The organism is Flagellimonas aurea (assembly GCF_017313785.1).
Taxonomy (GTDB): Bacteria; Bacteroidota; Bacteroidia; order Flavobacteriales; family Flavobacteriaceae; genus Flagellimonas; species Flagellimonas aurea.
On sequence record NZ_JAFLNL010000002.1, the window covers coordinates 175,747 to 200,527 of the forward strand.

The following is a 24,781-nucleotide window of genomic DNA, read 5'->3' on the forward strand; positions in this document are numbered from 1 at the left end:
CTTCAAAAGTAATAATTATAACTCCTTATCTTTAACCAGCTAAATGAATTTGTAGTAGAATGGATTTAAACTTCAATAAGAACGAAGACCATAATAAATTAAAACTGTCCAACCTGAAGCGCAGATTGACGAAAGTGAAGCTCGGTGGCGGCAAGAGCCGTATCGAGAAGCACCATGCCAAAGGTAAACTGACAGCACGGGAACGAATCGATTATCTTCTCGATGAAGAAGCCCCATCCATTGAAATTGGAGCCTTTGCAGGAGAGGATATGTATGAGGAACACGGAGGATGTCCTTCTGGTGGCGTGGTCGTTAAAGTTGGTTACGTCAAAGGCAAGCAGTGTGTGGTTGTTGCAAACGATGCCACGGTAAAAGCCGGTGCTTGGTTCCCTATTACCGGAAAGAAAAATTTACGGGCCCAAGAAATTTCAATTGAGAACAAATTGCCCATTATTTATTTGGTGGACAGTGCGGGGGTATACCTCCCCATGCAAGATGAAATATTTCCGGATAAAGAGCATTTTGGGCGCATTTTCAGGAACAATGCTGTAATGAGCAGCATGGGAATTACCCAAATAGCCGCAGTTATGGGAAGCTGTGTTGCCGGCGGTGCCTATTTACCGATTATGAGCGACGAAGCCCTGATCGTGGACAAAACAGGAAGCATTTTTTTGGCGGGAAGTTATTTGGTAAAAGCAGCAATTGGTGAAAGTATTGACAATGAAACTCTTGGTGGTGCTACAACCCACTCCGAAATCAGTGGGGTAACCGATTACAAGGCCAAGGATGATAAAGATGCTTTGGACAAGATTAAAAATATTGTGGACAAGATAGGTGATTTTGACAAAGCCGGTTTCAATAGGGTTGAATCGAAAAAGCCTGCTGAAAATCCAGATGACATTTTTGGCATATTGCCAGCTTCCCGAAGCGACCAATACGATATGGTAGAGATCATCAAGCGATTGGTGGACGACTCCGAGTTTGAACAATATAAGGAAGGCTACGGACAGACCATTTTAACGGGTTATGCTCGTATCGATGGTTGGGCCGTGGGCATAGTCGCCAATCAACGGAAGGTGGTAAAGACCAAGAAGGGCGAAATGCAGTTTGGAGGTGTTATCTATTCCGACTCTGCGGACAAGGCCACCCGTTTTATCGCCAACTGTAACCAAAAGAAAATTCCTTTGGTGTTTTTACAAGACGTGACCGGATTTATGGTGGGCAGCAAAAGTGAGCATGGTGGAATTATAAAAGATGGTGCCAAAATGGTAAATGCTGTGAGCAATTCAGTAGTGCCAAAATTTACTATTGTTATCGGAAATAGCTATGGAGCAGGAAACTACGCCATGTGCGGAAAGGCTTACGACCCTCGGTTGATTGTGGCCTGGCCAAGCGCTGAGCTTGCCGTGATGAGCGGAAACTCAGCCGCCAAGGTACTTTTGCAGATTGAAAAAGCCAGTTTGGAGAAAAGTGGTAAACCAGTAGATGCAGAAAAGGAAAAACAGCTTTTTGATGAAATAAAGCAACGTTACGATGATCAAATATCACCGTATTACGCTGCTGCTAGACTTTGGACGGATGCCATCATCGATCCCTTGGATACCCGCAAATGGATTTCCATGGGAATAGAAGCGGCGAACCACGCACCCATTGAGAAAAAGTTCAATATGGGAGTGCTACAGGTTTAAATTTCTAGTTGCCCAAGTGCGATTTTGGTCTTGGAATAAGCAGTAATTCCGTTTGTCTACCATTAATGTAACGGAAGCCATCCTCACCAAAAAAACCGGGCTCCTCCAGCATAATTCGGATATCCCTGTTCCATTCCGGGATGTTGACAGTTGCATTCAACTCAATGGCATATGCGGTGTTAGGGTTCAATGGATAATTTTCGCCATCGTCCTTCATGACTCCACCTTGAGAATCCCACATACCTATGGTTGTACCGGCAGAATGGCCATACATGCCCATTGGATGGGTATAAATGGATGGTTGCAGACCTGCGGCCTTGGCATCTTTAAGAGCTTTCGCCAAAATCTCGTTCCCCACTTTGCCCTTGACCATATTCTGGGTCAAAAAATCCTGTACACGATTCCCATCATATAGGGCATTCACCAAAAACGACGGTGCTTCGGTTTCCTCTGGTTTTAGAACATAGGCCAATTCTTGACAATCTGTGTTCAAACGCAAATAGGTGATACCAAAATCGCAATGCAACAAATCTCCACGTTGAATTACTTCATCGTCCGGTCTTCCTGAAAATGAATACAGATGCCCTACCAATTCCTCACTGGTACGTTGCACATCAACAGTAGGGTGAAACCATGTTTCCAATCCCAAATCGGTAACTTTTTGACGCATCCACCATTCTACCTCAGTGGTTGTAGTAATCCCCGGAGTGATTACTTTTTCCGAAAAGGCCTCGGCAATAATATCATGGGTAATGTCCGTCAACTGGTTGAAAATAGTCATTTCCCGTGGTGTCCTGGTTTCTATCCAGCGTACAGCCAACTGTTCTGCGGAAACTACCTTAGATTGGTATTTTTTGGGCAAATTAGCCATGAATTCATCATAATCGGTTTTATCCAACCCATCCGCAATATTATGGTCCTCAGAAAAATTAAGTCCGATTTTCTCCGGGTTCCGTTCAACGATCAATTCCATCAAACGTTTCCACTGATTGGGCTCTTTGTCCTTATCCCAAGCGGAAATAATGCTTTTTCCGATATTATAACGGGCGACGGCCAATTTGTCAATGGTATTCTTTTCTTTATCCCTGTAAAATAGAATAATTGTCCTTCTCCTTGCATTGAGCCAAGTTGCGGGCAACATGGTTCGCAACACAGGGTCTTCGTTGTACTCTCGGGAGATCAATACCCACATATCCAAACCTGCATCGTCCATTAGTTTAGGAAGGAGATTGTTGAACCGCTCATCAAGTATTTCGTCAACGACCCTTGCCCGTTCCACTTCGGGAAGGATTTGTTGGGAAATAACAATAAAAGGTAAAAGCAGCAGTACTAGGTTGATGGTTTTTCGCATGGTTGATTTTTAAAGTTTTGAATGTACAAAACTTAGCCTATTTGTTCCAAGGTTTTTTTTCTATCCACCTTTCTTGTTGAGGTCTCTACAAAGGATCTAACAAAGTATACCTGCTTAGGAACCTCATATTTTGATATCCCCTCCAAAGCTTTAATGGTCTTTAGTAGTCCTTCTTCATCCATTGGTCCACATTCCATCACAAGAACCAATTTTTTACCTAATCGATTGTCTGGTAAACCAGCTACAAAGAAGCGTGGCTCGATTAAGGTTGAAAGCTTTTGCTCTATTCTTTCAGGAATGAGTTTGATTCCTCCTGAATTGATTATGGAATCATGGCGCCCCAACCAATGAAATTGATTTTTGCTGATAAGCTCAACCACATCATTAGTGATGATATTACTATCTGAAATTTTCGGCGCATCAATCACAAGGCATCCTCTGTCATCTTGTGAGACAGAAACATCTGGAAGCGTTTCAAATGGATTCACATTCTTCCCATCTATTTTTTTTACCGCAATATGGGTAATGGTTTCCGTCATACCATAGGTTTCATAAGCACGAACGGGCAATTTGGATAGCTCGTTCCTTAAATTCGAATCCACAGGAGCACCGCCGATTATAATTTGGCCTACCCTATCCAATTGATGTATCGAATTTTGGACCTGTAACGGTACCATGGCCACAAAATCATAGATGTTATCAGTATCTTTTAGTGGGCTTGAAGAAGGTTCTGCCATATCTAAATGCAGCCCGAGAACCATGGCACGGACCAACATCATTTTGCCGGCAATACCTGTGCAAGGAAGGCATAAAAGTGCTCTCTGTTCTGGCTTTAACCGAAAATATTCACCTGTGGCCAAGGCCGAATTGACCATGTGCTCTTTTTTAAGGACTATGGTCTTTGGTTTTCCTGTAGATCCCGATGTTTGAACTTGTACAGTAGATTTTTGGGAAGTCCAATCCAACAAAAACTCACCGATAGATTTTTGAAAAGGTTGGCCTTCCTCCACTAATTCTTCAGCGAACTTTTCAAGTCCTCCGACCGAATAGGAGGCTTTATTTAATTGAAAGGCAGGATGAATTTTATGCCAAGTCGGATTCTCCATCATTTAGTGCCATATATTCTTCTCTGGACAAAACTCTTCCAAAAAGTTTCTCCTTCCAGTTTTTCCAACCATACTTTTTAGAGAAAATAAACAGTAAAATTGGATAAATTACAAACACCGGAATTAATACATCCCATCCTAAAACCGGTTCGGAAACATCCCTGTAAATGGAATGGGTCCGGAATGCGGTCCAATCAGCGGTGACAAGGAGCGCCGTAAAGAAGTTGTTGGCCGCATGAAAACCCAAGGGCAATTCCAATCCTTCGTCCATCAATGTCAAAATGCCCAAGAAAAAACCTGTTCCTATGTAATAGATCAAGATGCCATACCCCAATTTATCAACCTCTGGATTGAGAATATGTAGCAATCCAAACAAGGACGAACTCACCACAAAGGGCAACCATTTATTTTTTGATGCGATACCGATAGACTGCATAAGATAGCCTCTTGTAAAATATTCCTCGAAACTGGTCTGGATAGGTATAAAGATGATGGAAATCAACAATAGCACTAAAAATGGACCTGCTTCAAAGGAAAACTCATAGTTCTCCGGTGAAAAATAAATATCCAAAAACACCAGTGCCGACGACACCACTCCCCATAAAACGAATGAAAACGTGATTCTTTTCCAATCGATTCGTTTTCTTGATGTGGTAAAGTCCTTAAATGAAAGTCTGTGTATGAATTTAACAGCTACCCATAAACTTACCATGGCCGCAAAAAAGGTAAGCAGCACCAATAAAAAGAAAAAATTGAGGCCCAAGGTATCGGCCATAGCTCCATAATCCGTGGATATTGAATTGATTGAGTCCGACTTTAAGATCATTGCTGCAATTAAGGGTATGCCTCCCAAAAATTGCCACCCAACGATGACAATCAGAAATCCAACAAAATATCTCCAACGTTCGGTAAATCCTTTGTATGCTTGTTCTATGTACATATTTCCTGTATTAAATCCATGTTCCAGGTCCTCGTTCGCCTATAAAAAAGTTTGCCTTCGAAAACTTTCAAAGGGCTATCAATATTATTGGTGAACAGACTTCCTGTTCCAAGCCCTTGTGGCATTTTAGTGTTCAAAGAATATGTGAACTGTGCTATTGCGTTCAATCCAATATTACTTTCCAATGCACTGGTTATCCACCAATCTATGTTATTATTTTCGGCCAAAGTTATCCATTCTTTACTGCCGCCAATACCCCCCACTAAACTTGGTTTTAGAATAATGTATTGAGGTTGTATGGTTTGTAGTAGTTTCTTCTTTTCCGTTACATCAAAAACACCGATTAATTCCTCGTCCAAGGCAATAGGAAGTGGAGTGCTTTCACAAAGATTTGCCATTTCTTCCCATTGGCCCGCTTTAATGGGCTGTTCAATGGAATGTATCTTGAACTGTGCCAGCCTTTCCAACTTTTCCTGTGCCTCTTTGGGTTCAAAAGCGCCATTGGCATCCACTCTTAATTCGATGTCCTCAGGGGAAAATCTTTCTCGGATGGATTTTAGTATGGATATTTCCTTTTCAAAATCTATGGCCCCTATTTTCATTTTGATGCACCCGAAACCATCCTTTAGTTTTTGTTCCAATTGTTTGAGCATATAGTCTGTATCCCCCATCCAAATGAGACCATTGATTGGAATCGGTGATTCCTTTTGGGTGAAATCTGAAGCGAATAATTCAAATGGATCGGTGGATTGTAAGGACAACAATGCTTGTTCAAGTCCAAACTGGATGGAGGGAAACTCTTTAAGTTGATTCAACAACTCTTCCTTATCCAAATGTATGTTGGCACAGGTCCACTGCAATTTTTCTTGGAAATCAGGTCGGTCATCCACGCTTAATCCACGTAAAATACCACATTCCCCTATACCAAATCCTCTTTCACTTTTTATGATGATGAACCAAGTTTCCTTTTGCGTCATAACCCCGCGCGAAGTACCGCTGGGAACTTTAAAATTGAGGGTATACTTTTTATAGGTTGCTTTCATGGGGTGTGGATTCAAATTTAAGTTTTTTTTGAATCCTACAAGACCGGATATGGCCAAATCAACTAAAGTTGAACCAAAAACGAACGCCCTCGACCTGTCTGTCCACATTCAATTTGGACTGAAGCTGATTGACCAACCTATTGATCAAACGAATACCCATAGAGGAGTTTGACCGTTCATCGGTATCATCTGGAAGTCCCACACCATTGTCGGTATATTCAAAATAGCCCTGGTCCCCATTTTTTCGTAGATGAATGTAGATTTTTCCGTTTTCGTCGTTTTCGGGAAAAGCATATTTAAATGAGTTGGAAACGAGTTCGTTCAAGATCAACCCGAACGGAATTGCACGGTCAATGTCCAGTTCGGTACCTTCCGCATCAATGGTGATACTGATATTGTGTCCGCCCTTTTTGTAAACGGATTGCACGCTATTGATCAAACTTTCAATATATCCCTGCATCTCAATCACGGAGAGGTCATCGTTTTGATACAATTTTTGATGAATCAATGCCATGGCCTTCACCCTACTCTTTCCTTCTTCCAGAGCTACTATTGCTGCTTTGCTTCGCGTGTTCTTCGTCTGCAAGCTCAATAGGCTGCTCACCATCTGAAGATTGTTCTTGACCCTATGGTGGATTTCTTTCAACAGTGAATCTTTTTCAACCAGCGAGTTTTCTATAATATGTTTTTGTTCCGCGATCAATCGCTGGTTTTTGATACTTTTTAGATAGGCATAAACCAGTCCAGCAAAACCCAATAAGGTAAATATCAATGAAATAAACACTAGGTTGATTCGCTCATCCTTGGCTTTCATTTCGCTGCGGGCCAGCTCATTGATACGTTTTTGCTCGTCGATAAGCCTTTGGGAATTCTCTAAATCCTCGTTGGCCACAATGGTCACCAACTGTTGTTTGATCAATGCCGACTGTTTTTTGGCCAACGAATCTTTTATTCTTTCGTTGCGCTTGTAATAGATGGAAGCATTCTTATAATTTTCCACTTTGTCATAAAAAGCAGCTAAAAGACTGTTCTTTTTAATGATCTGAAGAACGGTAATATTGTCAAATTCGGTATCCAAATGTTTTTTTGCTTCGGTAAATCGTTCCAATTGCAGATTGGCCTCGGCCAAGTACATAGTATTCTCCACCACCTCACTCTGATCGTTATTGTTCGGTGATTTCTTTAAAGTTTCAATGCTCGTTTCCAAAAGAGGTATGGCTTCCTCATATTCTCCCAGCATTACATGGCATTTAGCAATATTCCCCTCTATTTCCGCTTTTAGAAGTTCGCTTTCGAATATGTCCGATTCACTTTTATGGGTGGAAATATCGTTCATGTAAACCCCAAGGTAGGAATTCGCTTTTTTTAGCTCGCTCAAGGCGGTAGGAGCGGAATCATCAAGACGTAAATAGTTTCCAACCTTGCTGTGGTATTGGGCCAGCTTAAAGCTTTCGTTATCGGCAATGGTGGGCTTTACCTCCATTATGTACTGATTCCTGGCCTTTCTATATAAACCAAGATTGCTGTAGATATCGTAAAAGGAAACGTTGTTTGTGATGCCCAACTCCCGTTTTTGCTTCCTTATTTCAATCTGTTTGTCGAACAATTGAAGATTTGCATAGTTATCGTCGAGCACCTCCAAAACAATTTTCTGTGACTCTGGATCCAAGGAACCCTTGATATCATAAAGCTCCTTGGCCAAAGCAGTGCTCTTGTCATATTCGCCCAGATCATTGTATATCTGTGCCTGCATCACCTTATATAGCTGCACCGCAGTGGAATCTGAGGTTTTTTCGGCGTTGGCCATGTAAATTTTAATGGTATCCAACCAATCGTATGCCGAGTTCACATTGTAACGGTCCAAGGAATTGAAGAATACCTCAAAACGAGCCGATGGTAGATCGGTGTCCTCGAACTCCTTTAGTACACTTTGCTCATTATCATCAATATTCTGAGCGGTAGAGGTAAAAAGAAAAACAAAGTATACTGCGGTAAATAAAAATCTTACGTAACGTCCCATTAATTAAATTGATACAGTGACCCGGAATCTTCCAACAGCCCTATATTATTATCGTGCCCTTTTTTCCTTTATTGTACCCGATATCCTAAATCAATGCCAAAATTGAACATTATGTGAAATTAAAAGGTATGGGGTATATAAAGAACGTTAGTTTGACCACAAAATTAAATGCCAAGCTATAGACTTGACCGTTATTGTTGTGAAAGTGTTGTTTTGTGTTGTGAAACTACCCAAGCAGTATGTGAAGTTGTATTTTATCGATGTTTTCTGCTTTTTATGGAATCTCACAGTAAGATAGGATACTTGTAAAATTGAAAAAGGCCCTGCTTTTTACAACAAGACCCTTTTACGAGAACACTATATGAAAATGAAAAAATTACTTTCTGAATTATTAACACGGCTAAAATATGACCGATTCACCCATCAAGAAAAATATTGTTGCGAACTCCTTAAAAGTTGTGGTCTTTCTCTTTTAAAAGTGTGGTAGCACAAAAAAAGCGCCCTTATGGAGCGCTTATATCTTTTGTTAAATCACTTGGACGTTAGCTGTTCATCGAAGAAAGGATGAACTCCTTAAAGTCTTTTGAAATAGGTATCAAGTTATTATTGATCATAATATCCTTTGAGTTAATGGCATCAATATGATCTACGTTAACGATATATGACTTATGCGCCCTATAAAATTTATTCTTTGGTAATTTCTCCAAATAATCCTTTAAGGGGGAACGTACCAAAAACTTTTTATCGGCCGTGTTTACTTCCAAATAAACGTTATCGGCCTTAATAAACTGAATATCACTAAACTGGATTCTATAATAGAGATGCTGCTTCTTGACAAAAATAGAATCTTTCAATATGGAATTCGATGTTATCTCATCTGCTGCATCGTCATCCGCTACCTTCTGGTTCCCTTTTTTCTCGTAGTTAAAATTGGAAAGGGCAATTTCAATAGAGGTATAAAGATCTTGTTGTTCAAAAGGTTTTACCAAATAGCCATCTGGTTTTACTGTCTTGGCATTCTCTACCGTGGCGCGGTCTGAGTTGGAGGTAACAAATATGAACGGAATGTTATAGGTATCGCGAATATGCTTTCCAAGGTCGATACCTGTTTTGTCCGAGGCCAAAATAATATCGATAAGCACAAGGTCCACGTGATTATTCTTCAATACGTCCACGGCCTGCTCATAAACAATGACATTGTCCACAATCTCATAGCCGATTTCCTCCAACATGGATTGCATGTCATCTGCGATGATGACATTATCCTCTACGATCAAAATTTTTATCGGATGTTCCAAGTTCCTCTAAGTTTATTTGGTTGTATTCAAATTTACAAAAAAATATTAACAGATATTAAGAATAAAATAGCTAAAAGAAAGGTACTCAGGGCTACTTTTTTTAATTCCGTGTCCAAATCTCCAGGGTTTTGTGTCAGCCCTACTTTGCGTAAATGTATCAAAAGGGGAACAAATGCCAACATAAAAAAAGACGTTTTCCAATTTAAGTCTTCTATCCAAATAAATAATGCGAAACAGAACAAAGCCATCAATATCAAGAAAAAGTGATAACGCTTCCCATTATCGAACCCCATTTTTACGACCATTGTGATCTTACCATGTTTTTTGTCAGATACCGCATCACGAAGATTGTTCAGGTTCAATACCGCTACGCATAAAAAACCAATGGCAACAGCTGGCAAAACATCGTTCCAACCCAAGGATTTTGTATAGAGAAACTTGCTGCCCAACACTCCGAGCAAGCCAAAAAATAGGAACACAAACAAATCCCCCATCCCTCGATAACCATAAGCATTGGAACCAACAGTATACTTTATAGCGGCCCAGACGCTTAAAAGACCAAGTACAAAAAAAATAAGTATGTAAAAGAAGTTCTCCAAGCCAAAAGCCAAATAAATCAGTGCTATAGCGATTAGCATACTTATAACAATGGAGATAATTATCCCTTTTTTGAGAGATCCTCTGGTTATGGAACCACTTTGGATGGCCCTAGCAGGCCCTATCCTATCTTCGTTATCGGTTCCCTTTACCCCATCTCCATAATCATTGGCAAAATTTGAGGTGACCTGAAAGCCAACAGTGGTCAAGAGGGCCAAAATAAATATAGTACCATCAAACTGGCCTTCCATTACGGCCAATCCAGTACCTACAATGATTCCCGAAAAAGAAAGAGGGAGTGTGCGCAGTCTAGCAGCTTGTACCCAAGCCTTAGTGTTTCCCAAGATTAATACGGATCTTCTATTTTAACTCTTTGGCCATCCTTATAAGATGCCACAAATGCATCTTGGAAACCCATTTGCACCAATTGTTTTCTAAATTTCTGAGCTTCTTCCAAAGTCTCAAAATTACCCAGTGAATAGGCATAAAAAGGGTTGGTCTTCACAAAAAGTGTATTTGTCAACGCCTCGGAGGCCAAGGTCACATTGTTTTCGACAAAGGATTTTACCTGAACAGAATAGATTTTCTCTTTGTTCAAAAACTCCTTTGCCAAGTAAAACTCCTTTACCAAGCTCAATTCTTCATTCTGGGATTTCAGATTGTTTATTCTTGCCTTTATCACGTCCAAACTATCCAATGATACCAAAACATTGCTTTGGTTTTCAAAGGACTGCTTACTGCTCAGTCCGGCCGTAAACGATGTGATGGCCAACGTTCCAATTACAAAGAGACCTACAAAACCCAACAAGATGTTTCGTTGTAGTTTAATCTTTTTTAGATCTTTATTTTTGAATTTTATTTGATCGAGCAGTCTCTCGTTGATAATCTGGGCCTTGTCTATATCCTTATGAAGGTCCAACAAATCGCTTTCTTCAATAAAAGGCATATTGTATAGGGAGTTATAATTATGCGCTACGCTAAAAGCATAACAACCAATAAGTTAATCTGAATTGTTACAAAAATAAAATATTTGTTCAAAGAAAAAAACTTTATGGCTCTAAAGCTTGCAATAATCTGCTCTTCAAGACTTTTATTATAATAAATAGATGCCATCTTCTTGAATGTTTATTTTTCGCTGTCGATATAAAATGCCCGCTCCTTTTTTGAAAGCTTTTTTGCTCATGTGAAGCGTACTCATAATTTCATCAGGTGATGATTTATCGTGCAATGGTAAAAACCCATCGTTTTGCACAAGCTTGTCCAAAATCGTTTTGGCCGTGGGCTCCAGCATTTTAGAACCAATGGGCTGCAGGGAAATATCCAATTTTTTATCGTCCCTTACGTTCTTGATAAATCCTTTAAGGTAATCACCAACATTGACCGGCTTAAAAATATCACTATCAAATATGAGTCCTTTGTAACGATTATCCACGATTACTTCCCAGCCCAAAGGAGTCTTTCGGTGCACCAAAAGGTCGACTTCATCATTCTGTTCGTACGCTACATTTTCATTGGATAAAAACTTATCTACCCTACTCGAACCGGTCAACCGCATACTCTCCTCGTCCATATAACAATGAACTATGTATGTATTGCCTTCCTCCATGCGTTGGGACTGCTCCCTAAAGGGAACAAGTAAATGTTTCTCCAACCCCCAGTCCATAAAGGCTCCGTATGCCCCCACTTCTACCACTCTTAAATAGGCAAATCCGTTTCGAATGACCTTGGGCTTCAAAGTGGTCGAAATCGGACGTTCCGCATTGTCCAGATAACAGAACACCTCCATTTCTTGGTCAATTTCAAAATCCTCGGGCACATATTTGTTGGGCAAAAGTATTTCCGTGCCCTCATCATCTCCCAAAAAAAGTCCTATGCTGGTGCTCCTGAGCACCTTAAGGGTGTTGTAGTTTCCCAATTCTATCATAAGGCAAAGGTAGCTGTAAATTATGGGTATAAAAAAAGCTGCCCTAATTTGGACAGCTTCTTTACATGGTTCGTAATCTTAATTATAAACCGATTCCTTTCCAAAGTGTTTTGTCAACATATAATAGATGACAGCACGATGTTTATTTTTTTCCGACTTTCCATACGCATCAATAACGCTGTTAACAGATTCCATTAAAGCCGGTGTCTCCGCCAATCCCAATTTCTTGATCAAGAAATTGTTCTTTACCGTTTCCAGTTCCTTTTCGTCAGACCCAGAAACTTTGGAAGCATCCAAATTATAAATGGCTGGCCCCAAACCTATGGCAACTTTTGTCAACAAATCCATATCTGGAGTTTGTCCAAATTTACTTTTAATGTCCTCGGCGTACTTTTCAATTAATTCGTCTCTTTTACTCATAGTGTGTTAGTGTTCTTAATGGATTTTATAGCTAGGCTTCTAAGATATAAAATCGAAGTACCCAAGCAAAATTTTATTGTTCAAAACCCTTGGTGTTGCGACTTCTAGGATTTTTGGCCTTTCCGAGCTTGAATAAAATTCCTCCAATCCAACCTCTAATTCATTCTCGTTCTTTGCTGTGATATGGTCAAAACCATACATTTTGGCTAGATGCTTTGCAGATAGTTGGTGGCTGGTCTCAAAAAAGGTCTCAAACTCTTCGGTATCCTCCTTGCCCGGTAAGATCCTAAAAATGCCACCTCCTGAATTGTTGATGAGTACGATTCTGAAATCAGGTCTCAAATACTTGTTCCACAGCGCATTACTATCATAAAAAAAACTAAGGTCGCCTGTGAGTAAGACGGTTGGCATGTTGCTGTAAATGGAACTGCCTATAGCTGTGGATGTTGTGCCATCGATTCCACTTGTCCCACGATTGCAGAACACTTGCAAGGAAGGGTCCATGGCAAAAAGTTGTGCATACCTTACCGTGGAGCTATTGGCCAAATGTACCTGATACCCTTTGGGTATGTTTTTGATGATACGGTCAAAAGCCATAAAATCAGAAAATGGAATTTCCTTCAAATAGTCCTTGCGCTTTCTCTCGTAGTTATCTTTTCTTTTTTCCCAAAACGTTTTAAAATCGCTCTCATCAGAATCATTTGCCCCCATTCTTTTAAAAAACTGATTGGGATTGGTTTTGATGTGTTTTGTCAAACAATAAAAAGTGTCATTGGCTTTCTTGGTATCGATATGCCAATGCTGCTTGGGCTTGTACTCCCTCAAAAAAGCCTTTATTTTTTTGGACACGATCAAACCTCCAAAGGTTACCAAGAGTTCAGGTTGCAACTTTTGGAAAAGCTCTTGCCTGTTTTGAGATTTTTCAATCGGCGCTATAATGCTGTCTATACTCTCAAAAAAATCTGGGTGATGCAGGTTAGATGTAGTCTCGGTGAACAAGACCGTATTCGGGTCGTTGGCCAATATCTCCAAAACATCTTTATCAATGGCATTGGGACGATTAACACCGACCAAAACCATTTTTCTAGAACTGTTGTTCCAAATTTTGGCCAATTCATGCCAATTTTCTTCAGTCGGGGTGCCTAAGCCTGTCTCAATCTCAACGTTTTGTATCCGGACAGAAGGCTCCTCTTCCCTTCCATACAAAGGCTCCTCGAATGGAATGTTGATGTGAACGGGGTACTTTTCATCAAAAGCAACTGCCAGTGCTTTGGCAATCTCTTTCTCGTTATGCACCTGTACTTCTTGCTGACTATTTCCCAACAAGGATTCTCCATATTTTGAAATGGTCTTGGTTGCATGGGAAACGTCCTGCTTCAAATTAGCAGAATAGCCAATATGTTTTTCCAGCACATTTTCCTGTCGTATGGTCTGTCCATCGCCAATATCTATTCGATAGCTGGGTCTATCCGCAGATACCACGATCAATGGGATATCGCTATAATATGCCTCCGCTACGGCTGGGTAAAAATTCAACATGGCACTACCGGAAGAGCAAAGTACGGCAACGGGTTCTTGTAAGTGCTGCGCCATTCCCATCGCAAAAAAAGCGGCACAGCGTTCATCAACAATGCTGAAACAGTTAAAAAATGAATTTTTGGTAAAACTAATGGTCAATGGGGCATTTCGGGACCCCGGAGAGATAACTATATTTTTAACACCCTTTGATTTAAAATACAAAACCAAGGTCTGCGCAGCGGGTATATCTGAGTACATCATGGACTACAAAAATACATTATCTGGATGGTAAAAAGCCTAAATAACCAGCATCAATTTACAGGACACCCAGCATAGTCTTGCTCTTGTTCTGGGTTTCTATCCATTCGCTTTCAGGATCAGATGCTTCCGTGATTCCGCCTCCTACAAAAATAGAAGCGACATCTGTCTCCAATTGCATACACCTAAGGTTAACATATAGGGACAGCTCTCCTTGAGCCCGCAAATTCAACTCGCCCAAAAAGCCCGTATAAAAGGTTCTTTGGTAATTTTCGTTGGCCTGTATGAATTGTTGTGCCTCCTTGGTTGGAATTCCGCATACGGCAGGGGTTGGATGCAAGGCTCTGATTACTTCCTTAACCTTTAGGTTAGGTAGCATGGTGCCGCGTACCTCCGAACGCAAATGCCATAAGTTACCGGCTCGTACGGACTCTGCTTCATCTATTTCCAAGCGTTCCATGGTATGGGCCAATTTATCGCCAATATACTCGGATACCATTTGTTGTTCCTCGATTTCTTTTTCTCCCCAATCGGGCTTTTTGTTCTCCACATAGGGTAAGGTGGCAGCCAAGGACATGGTCTGTAATTTCTTATCTTTTATCTTCACCAATGTTTCTGGAGTTGCCCCGCACCACGTTCCAACTTTGGGGTGGTAAAAAAGATATCCAAAGGCATTCTGATATCTGTTCAGAAGGGTCTTGAATATGTTGATGGGCGATTTGGTCAAAGGAACCTCAATTTTTCTGGAAAGCACCACTTTTTGAAGTCTCCCCTTTTGAATTTCCCTTATGCCATTTTTCACCAGTTTGATATGACTTTCCTTTCCCGAATCATCGAGGGAAATATCCGAAGTATTTTCTGCTTCTTCGCGCGTGTAAATGCTTTTCCAGAATGTATTGGGCGTCACCAAAACTGTTTGTTCCCCCTCCTTAAAAGGGGCAAAAACAAAACCTTTTTCCGTAAAATCCAAGGGTTGATGGTGTTCCGCGTCGGTTTGAAAAACACCAAAAATATCGTTCTCTCGGGGCTTACGATAGATTACAAAGGGCAGATGATCTTTAAAACTGGCCTCTACCCTATTCCAAATTTCTTGAAGCTCCTTACTTTCTGGGTAACGCAATGGTGGTCAATTTACAGTTGGAAATCAAACGGTCCTCCTCGTCAGTGATTCTTATCTCCCACAGTTGAGTGGTTCGACCTTTGTGAAGAATGGAGGCCTTAGCATATACAAAGCCTTCCTTAATGGAACGTACATGGTTTGCCGCAATTTCGATACCGCGAACAAAAAACTTTTGACCATCCAAAAAAATATAGGATGCGGCGCTTCCCACGCTTTCGGCCAAAGCCACCGATGCTCCTCCATGTAGAACGCCATCGGGTTGGTGAACTTTGGGCGTGACGGGCATTTTGGCCAAGAGAAAGTTTTCGCCTACATCAATATAGGTAATATCCAATGTTTCCATTAATGTGCCCTTGCAAATTTCGTTGCAAACGGACAGAATCTTCTCTTTATGCTCGTTCATCCTTCTACTTTTTTGTAAAATTACATAAAGCTTTGCCAATATCTAAATCAGCAATTTTAAACATGTCCAATACCGAAAAGACTGTTACCTACACTACCGAAAATACATACTTGACCCAGAACGATTTAACCTCCAAAACCAAGAATGTATGGTTGGTTTTTCATGGAATAGGCTATTTGAGCCGCTATTTTGTGAAGTATTTTAAAGGGTTAAATACTGATGAAAATTACATTATAGTTCCCCAAGCACCTTCCAAGTATTATCTGAAAAATGAGTACAAATATGTTGGTGCCAGTTGGTTGACCAAAGAAAATACGGAAGCTGAAGTAAATAACGTCCTTAATTATATTGATGCAGTGCTTGAAGCCGAGAGCATACCAAAAGATGTAAACCTTATTCTCTTTGGATTTTCGCAAGGAGTTTCCGTAGCTACGCGATGGCTGGCCAGCAAAAAGGCGAGTTGTAAACTAGTTACATTATATGCCGGGGGCATTCCCAATGAATTAAAACCCGAGGATTTTGATTTTATGGACTTCGACTCCACAAAGATTAAAATAGTTTATGGCGATCAAGATGAGTTTTTGACACCGGATAGATTAAAAGGCGAAAAAGTGAAAATTGACAGACTGTTTCAAAACAAAGCAGAAACCTTGGTTTTTGAAGGTGGCCACGAAGTGAAGCCTGAAATTATTGAAGGTCTGCTGAAATAGGTTTAATTATTTGTCTCTTCCTTTACTGTTTCTTCTTGATAATATTCGATGTTCCTTGTAATATAGGTATTATTGGGTGTTACAATTTGTTTTACCCAATTGCTGGGCGTGTGATTATCGAACTGAAAAATATATTTATCGGTAGATTCTGTGTTCACCGTTTTCTTTACCATTCTGCTCAACTTACCATCGGTGTAATAGTAAAATCTCTTTTTCTGTGATACAAATTCCTTCCCTGCCATGTCATATAAAAAGTCTTCGCTGGTCACCACTTTTCCGTCTGCATTAAAAACTTCTTCCAAGGCAGTATTGGGCTCGCCGTCAATATATTCTTTGGTCAACACAACCTTTTGGTTGCCATTTGGTCCCTTTTTGGTAGAGGTTCTAACAGTTTTTTGTAAAATTCCATTGGTGAAGGTGCTCACTGTTTGCTCGTTCTTTACCTGGGAATATTCAAAAGTAGTATCATCAACCCCTTCATCGTTTGAGGAAATCATTTTTATCAATTTCCCTTCGTCATCATAATGGTATTGTTGCTGCTCCAAGAACTGTTTATCGTATGAGATGATTTTTTCGATAACCTTTCTGTTGGGAACTGTATCGATCTCATAGAAATTGGCCATGGAAGTAGACTCGTCCAAAACCTTGCCCTTATAACTTTCCATTCGCTTCTCCACCAACTCACCATTATCATATTTATAATAAGTAATATCCTGGTCGGTGTCGTTGTACTGTGTTACGGTCCTTGTCAATGTGCCATCTCGGTTAAACTCGAACAGTTCCTTACCGTAGTCCGTGGTTACCAAACATGACTTTACAGGGCCTTTAAGGTCAAAATCCTCTACTTTGAAAATCTGGATTTCTTGGGACCAAAGTCCAAGAACCTGTATCAATGAAAAAAAGGAAAAGATGGTGTAGTGTTTTTTCATGCTGTAAAATTACTTGTAAAAAAATCAACTGAAAAATCTGAACCGCATATATCCTGCCAGAATAGACAAGAAATCACTTAAAATTTACGTAGGGGATCAATTGGGGAAATATCCATAGAAGTTTTGGCCCCAGATATAATTTCGGTAACCAATTTTCCCGTGGCAGGTCCAAGGCTCCATCCCATCATGGCATGACCTGTGGCAATGGTTAGGTTACTTACATTCTTTGGCTTTCCTATGTAGGGAAGACCATCGGGTGATACGGGACGAAGCCCACATTTTGCATTCTGTTTTGCCTCTTCCGGAATTTGAAGTCCCCTATAATAATGTTCAACGCCCTTAGCAATGGCCTCTACCCTCTCTTTTCGGATAGTATGATTGATACCGGAAAACTCCATGGTCCCCGCAAAACGGGTAAAGCCCTCCATTGGTGTAACGGCAATCTTTTTCTCCATTAAAATGGCCGGCATGGTAATGTTTGTGGGTTCTTCCACATTGATTCGATATCCCTTCCCCGCCTGCAATGGCAATTTCAGGTTTAATTTTTTGGAAAGTTCTGATGTCCAAGACCCCGCGGCAAAGACCACTTCGTCAGCTTTATAGGATGTGTTTGCGGTCTTTACTTCTGAAATTCTTCCCTCTGAAAAAGAAAGATCGGTAACCACTTCGTTTTTATGGATGGCCACACCGGACCTTTGCAAATATTCCACCATTCTTTTCATGATTAGCGGTGGTGTGGTATGCCTGTCACATTCCCAAAGTATGGCACCCTCTGCATTAAAATCAACCCCTGGCTCCAGCTTTTTAAGCTCCTCTTTTGAAAGATGCTTTCCAACCAAACCCATTTCAGCTCCTTTTTTTACAACTTCCATTTCATGATCGAACGCCTCATTGGTCTGGTAGACCATCATCAAACCTTGATCTCCAATATTAAAATCCCCTAGATCACCGGAAGCCCGAATGCCCTCATATAACTCCCTGCTCAAAAGGTTGATATCCCTAATAACGGGCATTGCCTTTTCTACCTTGGCCCTGGTTGACGATTTTTTGAAATATAATGTCCATCGCAAAAAATCCAAGTCCAATCGCGGCTTCATATAAAATGGACTGGAAGAATTGAACATATATTTCAACCCTTGGGTAATCATCCCCGGTGAGGCCAAGGAAACGATATGGCTCGGGGTAAGGTACCCTGCATTTACGAAGGAAGCCCCGGAAGTAATATCCGATTTGTCCAGAACGGTAACCGTATGCCCTGCCTTATGTAAATAGTATGCCGTGGATAGCCCCACGATTCCTCCACCGACCACTACAACACTTTTGTTCTTGCCCATTGTCACAACTTTAAGGTATTCATCAAAAGAGCAGCCAAGATACATAAAGGCCCTGAAAATGTTAATCGGAACAAAGGGATTTCTTTATCAAACTTTTGACTATTTTTGGAAGATTTTGAAAAATACAGACGAATGAAAAAATTATCCTTACTGGTCTTGGGCTTGGCCTTTGCCTGCAATTCTTCACAAAAAACAGTTTCAGAGGCTCCGAAACCGGTTGTTGATCCTGTTCCCTATGCGGAAACAATAACTCAGGATGACCTAAAAGAACACTTATACACTTATGCTTCGGATGAGTTCGAAGGCAGGGAAACCGGTACTCCCGGCCAAAAGAAAGCGGTGGAATACATTAAGGCACACTACCAGTCCTTAAATGTACCGGCTGCACAATCCAACGGCGACTATTTTCAAAAAGTTCCTTTGGAGGTGTCCAAAGTTCCCGAAGGCAGTTTAAGCATCAACGGTACGTCCTTTGAGGTTGGTGAAGATGTATTGACCTTCGCACAAGCCAAGGGAAACTATAATACGATACTTTATGCCGGATATGGAATAGAAGATGGTGACTATTCAGACTATAGTGGAATTGATGTGAAAGGAAAGTTTGTTTTGATCAAAGCTGGCGAACCTGTAGATGATAGCGGAAACTATTTGATCACAGGAAATATGGAAAAATCAGTTTGGAGCAACGCATCCGAAGCGATTGGAAAAAAACGTGACATCGCAAAAGAAAAAGGGGCCATCGGTGTACTTTATTACGATATGTTGAGCTTTCCTCGATTCCAAGGCTATTTTCAGTTTATGAAGAACAATGACAGCGGCAGAATGCAATTGGCCGCAGATAGCAGCGATGACATCCTTATTTATTTAAATGATGAAGCTGCTAAAGCCTTGAAAAGTGATATTGAAGAGGACAATGTTCCCAAATCCATTTCTGCCGATATAAAAATGGATATCACCAGCGGAAATGAGCAAGTCGGTTCAGAAAATGTGGTGGCATTCATCGAAGGAACAGAAAAACCTGATGAATACGTGATTATCTCTTCACACTTGGACCATATAGGAATAACAGGTGATGGACAAATCAATAATGGTGCCGATGATGACGGTTCTGGAACCGTGGCATTGCTTGAGATTGCACAAGCTTTCAAAAAAGCTGCCGATGAGGGCAATGGTCCTAAGCGTTCTTTAGTGTTTTTACATGTTACCGGCGAGGAAAAAGGACTATTGGGCTCTAGATATTATACCGATGTTGAACCCGTTTTTCCATTGGAAAATACGGTGGCAGACCTAAATATTGATATGATAGGTAGAATAGACCCAAATTATGATGGAGCCAGAAACTACTTGTATTTGATAGGTTCGGATAAATTGAGCACAGAATTGCACAAGCTGTCCGAAGAGGTCAATAAAAAATACAGCAATATTGAATTTGATTACACCTATAATGATGAGAACGACCCCAATCGTTTTTATTACCGAAGCGATCACTACAATTTTGCTAAGAACAATATTCCGATCATTTTCTATTTTAATGGTACACACGCGGATTATCACCGACCCAGCGATACTCCCGATAAAATAAACTATGATCTTTTGGAAAACCGAACCCGTCTTATTTTCCATACGGCATGGGAAATTGCTAATAGGCCAGGAAAATTGGTAGTGGACAAAGCTGCTGATTAAAAGCTTGATTGACAAAATAATAAAGCCCTCTTGATGAGGGCTTTTTTTATACTCTAAAGATTTAAAACAAAAAATCCCAAACCATTTTGGCTTGGGATTTTACAAACTCAAGGGTGGAAGACCGGGTTCGAACCGGCGACCTCTGGAACCACAATCCAGCGCTCTAACCAACTGAGCTACAACCACCATTTAAAGCGGATGCAAAAATACTTTTTTGTAATGATTCAACCAAAATATTTTTAAAATTCCAGTGATTTATTATTTCAATCCATATCCATTGCCATTCCAACCTTCTGAAAATGTGATGGTCAATTATAACAACCCTGACGTATAATTTTCCGACAAAAAGCACGTTTTTAAGACCAAACACACATTTTTGAACATTTCACAACAATTAATTTCCAAAGTCGTGTTGCCAAATTATTTTTGTCACATATATTTTTAACTGGGTGTTGTCAGAAAAAAACCTCATAATCAACTGTAAAAAAACACTATATCCTATAGTGCTTTGCACCCTTTTGCTCTGTACCTCGTCCTCAGTTCTAGCGCAATCCTCCAACGAAAGAGATAGCTTGGCCTACAAGCTACAAAGTCTCAAATCGACCAATAGGTTCAACCCTAAGGATACAACCCATATCAAGCTTGTGGCCGACCTTGCTTTCTCTTATCAATATTTGGACAGTGATAGTTTATATTCCATCGCCAACAAAGCACTGGAATACAGTAGGGAAATCAACTACCCCCACGGCATTATCAGAGGGCTCGACGCATTGGGGTCCTACCATTATAATAAAGGGAACAGAGAAAAGGCCATTCCAATGTTCAAAGAGGCACTTGAACTTGCCAAGTACATTGGTGACGTAGATTCCGAATTGTCCATCATTAATACCATGGCCCAAAACTATAGCTTTGAAGGGAACTATGCGGAAGCTTTGAACCTTAACCTCAAGGGAATAGATTTGGCCAGGGAAATCAACGATCAGTCAACACTATCTGTACTCAACGAAAATATTGCCGGCTTATATGCTGACCAAAAAGATTTTAAAAATGCACTGATGTTTTATGACACCGTGCAAAAATTCAATAGAAACCTGGGCAATGAGGTCGTGGATGCAGAAACACAGAGTAACATGGCTTCACTTTATAAAGATGCCAAGGACTATAAAAATGCAATGTTCAATATCAACAGAAGCATCGTTACGTTTGAAAAGCATAAAGTTTACGACTGGCTTGCTTATGCCTATCAAGTGAAAGGAGATATTTATCTAGATCAAAAAAAATACAAATGGGCCCTCTATTGGTATGATCAAAGTGATATGCTCTTTAAACACCATATTGAGGACGACCGTATTCAAATTCAGTTGATGAATGGTATGGCAAAAGTATATTTTGGATTGGAAAACGATAGTCTATCCTTGATATATGCCAAAAAAGGATTGGCCATGTCCAACAAGATCAAGTCCTTGCAAGGTCAAATAGATTGCTCTGAAACCTTGTACAAAGTCCACAAGAAAAAGGGTGACAACACAGAAGCCCTAGCCTATCTTGAATCTTTTAAGACCTTGTCCGATTCATTGTTTATGGACAAGAACAAGCAGAGTTTATCTCTGTTGGAAACCAAGTTAGGCTACGAACAAGAGAAAAAGGAATTAATCGAGGCAAACGAAGAAGCTCTTGCCAAGCAACGGAATTACATCTATTTTTCCATTATCATACTTTTGATTTTGAGCATCATCACTTTTGTGATCAGAAGGAGTGAGAATATCCAGAAAAAACTGAACAGAGAGCTTAAGGACAAATCAAAGGCCGTGACACAGCGTGAAGCCCAGTTGCATGAAATCAATAAAACCAACACCAAGCTTTTCTCTATAATTGGTCATGACCTACGTGGCCCCATCGGTGGTCTACAGAGTATTTTGAAAATGTTTACGGAAGGAGATATCTCCACAAAGGAACTGGTCTCCTTCATTCCTAAACTAAAAACGGATGTGGACAATATTTCCTTCACATTGAACAACCTTCTTTCGTGGGGGCTTAACCAGCTTAATGGTGTGGTAACCAAACCAAAAAGATTTTCTCTGTCCTATTTGGTAAACAATAATATTAAATTGCTTTCGGAGATTTCCCAGAGCAAATCCATTAAAATCATAAACCAGCTACCAGAAAACCCACGAATTTGGGCCGATAACAACCAAATAGATATTGTAATAAGAAATATTTTAAGCAACGCAATAAAATTCACCCCAGAGAATGGGCTGATTACCATTGAAGCTGAGGAGAAGGGCGATATGTGGCAAATTTCCATTAGGGATACCGGAGTTGGAATGACCGCTGAAGTGCAAAGAAACATTTTCCGGGATTCTTCCAACATTACCACTTACGGTACCAATAATGAAAAAGGGACAGGACTTGGTCTTTCCCTATGTAAGGAGATGGTACACAAAAACAATGGTGAAATTTGGGTGGAAAGTATACCCCGCAAAGGCACAACCTTCTATTTCACCCTCCCAAAGGCTCAAAATAGATATCAAAAGGCCTCTTAGATCAAATCCCCAAGGCTGTCCACCCCAATGAATCGTTCCACAGTAAAGCCTTCCGCATATTCCACACCTATAATTCTTCCTAGGTCTCTAGCACGGTAATTTACACTATCGGTAAAGTTTTTGCTACTGATCGGTGTTTCCGGTTCTTCACTGTCTGGATCATAAAATTGAGAACTATATGCCATAATGGCCTCGGTCTTTGTTTCAATAAATCCGGATACGTCAACAACAAAATCTGGCTCCAAATTCTTCCATTGGATAAAATGATAGACCAACTTCGGTCTCCAAGCCTCTTGCCATTGGTCGTCTCCGTCCATTTTGGTCTCAATTTTCATCAAACCGCTCAAAAAGCAGGCATCACTCACCAATTTACTGCCCTTAGCGTGATCAATATGACGGTCCTCGACAGCATTGCACAATACTATTTCCGGCCTATATTTTCTAATAATCTTAATCAATTCCAGTTGATGCTGCTTATCATTTACAAAAAATCCATCGGCAAATTCCATGTTTTCCCGTACGGCCACACCTAAAATTTCTGCAGCCTTGGCAGCTTCCCTGTCCCTGATTTCCGCAGAACCACGGGTTCCAAGTTCGCCACGGGTCAAATCAACAATTCCAACCTTTTTTCCTTTGGAAACTTCTTTTGCAATGGTGGCCCCAGCCCCCAATTCGGCATCATCAGGATGCGCACCGAATACTAAAATGTCTAATTTCATATCATCTTAAGCGGTAACGCTCATGGATTTTACCTTGGCGATTGCCTGTTCAATATCCGCTATTAAATCTTCTGTTTCCTCGATTCCAAGGGAAAAACGAATCAACGAATCCTTTATCCCCTGTTTTGCCCTGTCTTCCGCGCTCATTAGTGCATGTGATGTTTGTGTCGGCGAAAGCACCGTACTTTCAATTCCTGCCAAGCTCATGGATGGTTTTATCAATTTTAGTTCCTTAAAAAATTGCGAAGCATCTATTTCTGGATTCAATTCAAAAGATAGCATACCACCAAAACCTTTCATCTGCGATTTGGCCAGTTCATGACCTGGGTGGTCCTTAAGTCCGGGATAGTACACATGGTCCACATCCTTGCTTTGGCTCAAATAGGTGGCCATTTGCATCGCATTCTCATTTTGGGCCTTTACTCTAATCGCCATTGTTTTTAAACTTCGTTCCAAAAGCCAGACCGTGTAATCGCTCAAGCTTCCTCCAAAACAAATTCCAGTTTGCCACAACTTGTCCATGTGCTCCTGTGATGCGGCTACCACACCAGCACAGATATCGGAATGTCCTCCCATATATTTTGTTGCACTGTGCACCACCACATCAATACCAAAGTCAACTGGATTTTGGTTGATAGGGCTGGCAAAGGTATTGTCGATCATGGTCAGGATTCCTTTCTGTTTTGCCAAATCGGCCACTCCCTTTACATCGGTAATGGTCAACAAGGGGTTGGATGGCGTTTCCAAATACAGCACTTTGGTATTGGGTTTGATTTCTTTTTCAAAATCTTCGACTTCCCAACCTGTGGTAAATGAATATTCAATACCAAATCGTTCAAATTGGCTTACGGCAAAATGATAGGTACCTCCATAAATGGTCTGCTGAAGCACAACATGGTCACCAGCTTGAAGAAAAGTCATCAGAGCAGTACTGATAGCGGCCATGCCGCTACCAAAAATCAAAGCAGCCTCGGTATGCTCCAAGGCTGCCAGTTTTTTGCACAATGCCTCTTGATTGGGCGTGTTGTAATATCTTGGGTATCTTTTGATGTCCACATCCTCAAATTGATAGGATGTACTCATATATAAAGGGGAAACAGCTCCCTTGAACTCCTTGTCCTCCAACTCCCCTACATGGGTACAGATGGTATTGAGTCCTTTTTTATCGTTTTTCATG

21 protein-coding genes and 1 tRNA gene are annotated in these 24,781 nt (G+C 40.6%); 4 read left to right on the forward strand and 18 right to left on the reverse strand.

Annotation, left to right across the window (positions count from 1 at the left end; all coding sequences use genetic code 11):
• The first annotated feature begins 59 nt into the window (after positions 1 to 59).
• Positions 60 to 1,688, forward strand: coding sequence for an acyl-CoA carboxylase subunit beta (locus J0656_RS04275; protein WP_207031785.1), 1,629 nt, complete (start codon positions 60 to 62; stop codon positions 1,686 to 1,688).
• 4 nt (positions 1,689 to 1,692) lie between these two features.
• Here the strand turns inward: J0656_RS04275 and J0656_RS04280 are convergent, their stop codons facing one another.
• The 13 genes from J0656_RS04280 to J0656_RS04340 form a co-directional block, all read right to left on the reverse strand.
• A complete protein-coding gene (locus J0656_RS04280; protein ID WP_207031786.1) occupies positions 1,693 to 3,039 on the reverse strand; it encodes a M24 family metallopeptidase in 1,347 nt (448 codons plus the stop codon).
• Positions 3,040 to 3,071: 32 nt separating this feature from the next.
• Entirely contained in the window at positions 3,072 to 4,148 is a 1,077-nt protein-coding gene (locus J0656_RS04285; protein ID WP_313789981.1) for an AMP-binding protein, read from the reverse strand.
• Entirely contained in the window at positions 4,123 to 5,085 is a 963-nt protein-coding gene (locus J0656_RS04290) for a CPBP family intramembrane glutamic endopeptidase (protein WP_207031787.1), read from the reverse strand. The genes J0656_RS04285 and J0656_RS04290 overlap by 26 nt, the downstream gene beginning before the upstream one ends.
• Positions 5,076 to 6,128, reverse strand: a complete 1,053-nt coding sequence (menC, locus tag J0656_RS04295; RefSeq protein WP_207031789.1) for an o-succinylbenzoate synthase — start codon at positions 6,126 to 6,128, stop codon at positions 5,076 to 5,078. Before menC ends, J0656_RS04290 begins: the two co-directional genes overlap by 10 nt.
• Positions 6,129 to 6,186: 58 nt before the next feature.
• On the reverse strand, positions 6,187 to 8,148 hold the full coding sequence (locus tag J0656_RS04300) for a histidine kinase dimerization/phosphoacceptor domain -containing protein (protein WP_207031791.1): 1,962 nt from the start codon (positions 8,146 to 8,148) through the stop codon (positions 6,187 to 6,189).
• Positions 8,149 to 8,690: 542 nt separating this feature from the next.
• The gene (locus J0656_RS04305; RefSeq protein ID WP_207031793.1) at positions 8,691 to 9,446 is read right to left on the reverse strand and encodes a LytR/AlgR family response regulator transcription factor; all 756 of its coding nucleotides are present in this window, start codon (positions 9,444 to 9,446) and stop codon (positions 8,691 to 8,693) included.
• A gap of 32 nt (positions 9,447 to 9,478) precedes the next feature.
• On the reverse strand, positions 9,479 to 10,387 hold the full coding sequence (gene menA / locus J0656_RS04310; RefSeq protein WP_207031795.1) for a 1,4-dihydroxy-2-naphthoate octaprenyltransferase: 909 nt from the start codon (positions 10,385 to 10,387) through the stop codon (positions 9,479 to 9,481).
• Between the two features lie 2 nt (positions 10,388 to 10,389).
• Entirely contained in the window at positions 10,390 to 10,989 is a 600-nt protein-coding gene (locus tag J0656_RS04315) for an SPOR domain-containing protein (RefSeq protein WP_108244167.1), read from the reverse strand.
• A gap of 147 nt (positions 10,990 to 11,136) precedes the next feature.
• Positions 11,137 to 11,967, reverse strand: coding sequence for a CvfB family protein (locus tag J0656_RS04320; RefSeq protein ID WP_207031797.1), 831 nt, complete (start codon positions 11,965 to 11,967; stop codon positions 11,137 to 11,139).
• 78 nt (positions 11,968 to 12,045) lie between these two features.
• Positions 12,046 to 12,387 (reverse strand): DUF2853 family protein, encoded by a 342-nt coding sequence (locus tag J0656_RS04325; protein WP_108244169.1) that lies wholly within the window; start codon positions 12,385 to 12,387, stop codon positions 12,046 to 12,048.
• A gap of 39 nt (positions 12,388 to 12,426) precedes the next feature.
• Positions 12,427 to 14,166 (reverse strand): 2-succinyl-5-enolpyruvyl-6-hydroxy-3-cyclohexene-1-carboxylic-acid synthase, encoded by a 1,740-nt coding sequence (gene menD, locus J0656_RS04330; RefSeq protein WP_207031800.1) that lies wholly within the window; start codon positions 14,164 to 14,166, stop codon positions 12,427 to 12,429.
• Between the two features lie 55 nt (positions 14,167 to 14,221).
• Positions 14,222 to 15,283, reverse strand: coding sequence for a chorismate-binding protein (locus J0656_RS04335; RefSeq protein WP_237688844.1), 1,062 nt, complete (start codon positions 15,281 to 15,283; stop codon positions 14,222 to 14,224).
• On the reverse strand, positions 15,264 to 15,686 hold the full coding sequence (locus J0656_RS04340) for a PaaI family thioesterase (protein WP_207031802.1): 423 nt from the start codon (positions 15,684 to 15,686) through the stop codon (positions 15,264 to 15,266). Before J0656_RS04340 ends, J0656_RS04335 begins: the two co-directional genes overlap by 20 nt.
• Positions 15,687 to 15,748: 62 nt before the next feature.
• Here J0656_RS04340 and J0656_RS04345 point away from each other — a divergent pair, with 62 nt between their 5' ends.
• Positions 15,749 to 16,396 carry an alpha/beta hydrolase gene (locus tag J0656_RS04345; RefSeq protein ID WP_207031804.1) on the forward strand — a complete coding sequence of 216 codons (648 nt, stop codon included), beginning with the start codon at positions 15,749 to 15,751 and terminating at the stop codon, positions 16,394 to 16,396.
• Positions 16,397 to 16,398: 2 nt separating this feature from the next.
• Here J0656_RS04345 and J0656_RS04350 read toward each other — a convergent pair whose 3' ends face one another.
• Both J0656_RS04350 and J0656_RS04355 read right to left on the reverse strand, forming a co-directional pair.
• On the reverse strand, positions 16,399 to 17,325 hold the full coding sequence (locus J0656_RS04350; RefSeq protein ID WP_207031805.1) for a hypothetical protein: 927 nt from the start codon (positions 17,323 to 17,325) through the stop codon (positions 16,399 to 16,401).
• A 77-nt stretch (positions 17,326 to 17,402) separates the two neighbouring features.
• A complete protein-coding gene (locus J0656_RS04355) occupies positions 17,403 to 18,659 on the reverse strand; it encodes an NAD(P)/FAD-dependent oxidoreductase (protein WP_207031807.1) in 1,257 nt (418 codons plus the stop codon).
• A gap of 132 nt (positions 18,660 to 18,791) precedes the next feature.
• Here J0656_RS04355 and J0656_RS04360 point away from each other — a divergent pair, with 132 nt between their 5' ends.
• Positions 18,792 to 20,342, forward strand: a complete 1,551-nt coding sequence (locus tag J0656_RS04360; protein ID WP_207031808.1) for a M28 family peptidase — start codon at positions 18,792 to 18,794, stop codon at positions 20,340 to 20,342.
• A 111-nt stretch (positions 20,343 to 20,453) separates the two neighbouring features.
• Here J0656_RS04360 and J0656_RS04365 read toward each other — a convergent pair.
• Positions 20,454 to 20,529, reverse strand: a tRNA-His gene (locus J0656_RS04365).
• A 316-nt stretch (positions 20,530 to 20,845) separates the two neighbouring features.
• Here J0656_RS04365 and J0656_RS04370 point away from each other — a divergent pair.
• Entirely contained in the window at positions 20,846 to 22,885 is a 2,040-nt protein-coding gene (locus J0656_RS04370; RefSeq protein ID WP_313790177.1) for an ATP-binding protein, read from the forward strand.
• On the opposite strand, the gene bshB1 is transcribed toward J0656_RS04370, so the two are convergent.
• The gene (gene bshB1 / locus J0656_RS04375) at positions 22,882 to 23,604 is read right to left on the reverse strand and encodes a bacillithiol biosynthesis deacetylase BshB1 (protein ID WP_207031811.1); all 723 of its coding nucleotides are present in this window, start codon (positions 23,602 to 23,604) and stop codon (positions 22,882 to 22,884) included. The genes J0656_RS04370 and bshB1 overlap by 4 nt on opposite strands.
• 6 nt (positions 23,605 to 23,610) lie before the next feature.
• Positions 23,611 to 24,780, reverse strand: a complete 1,170-nt coding sequence (locus J0656_RS04380; protein WP_207031813.1) for a trans-sulfuration enzyme family protein — start codon at positions 24,778 to 24,780, stop codon at positions 23,611 to 23,613.
• Between the last annotated feature and the right edge of the window lies 1 nt (position 24,781).